Source organism: Vibrio sp. 10N.222.49.C9 (assembly GCF_041474985.1).
GTDB lineage: Bacteria > Pseudomonadota > Gammaproteobacteria > Enterobacterales > Vibrionaceae > Vibrio > Vibrio crassostreae_C.
This window is the reverse complement of sequence record NZ_JBFRVD010000840.1, coordinates 1-403: the sequence shown is the minus strand read 5'-3', so window position 1 is coordinate 403 and position 403 is coordinate 1. Positions and strand designations below refer to the sequence as shown.

Here is a 403-nt window from a genome sequence, read left to right as displayed (position 1 = left end):
ATCGGCGTCTATCCCTGTGTTTGGTGAAATGATTGTTGATCCTGTTGAAACCGTGAAGCGATTAGACTCGGGAATGATTACCGTTCTGGGTGCCTTGACCTTCATTTTTGCGACGGTAGGTATCAATATTGTGGCGAACTTTGTTGCTCCAGCCTTTGATTTCTCAAATGTATCGCCACAAAAAATCAGCTTTAAAACAGGTGGGTTTATTGCCGCATTTGGCTCGGTATTGCTAACACCATGGAACCTATTTAATAACCCTGAAGTGATTCACTATACCGTAGATGTGTTGGCGGCGATGATTGGTCCACTATATGGCATCATCATCGTGGATTACTTCTTTATTAAGAAAGAGAAGATTGATGTCCCGTCACTGTACACCGAGTCTCCGCAAGGGCTGTAC

Annotated in this window: 1 protein-coding gene; it reads left to right on the top strand. The window is 43.9% G+C overall.

Annotated features, from left to right (window positions below; all coding sequences use genetic code 11):
- A partial coding sequence (locus AB4585_RS25850; RefSeq protein ID WP_372171631.1) for a cytosine permease occupies positions 1-403 on the top strand: 403 nt, incomplete at both ends.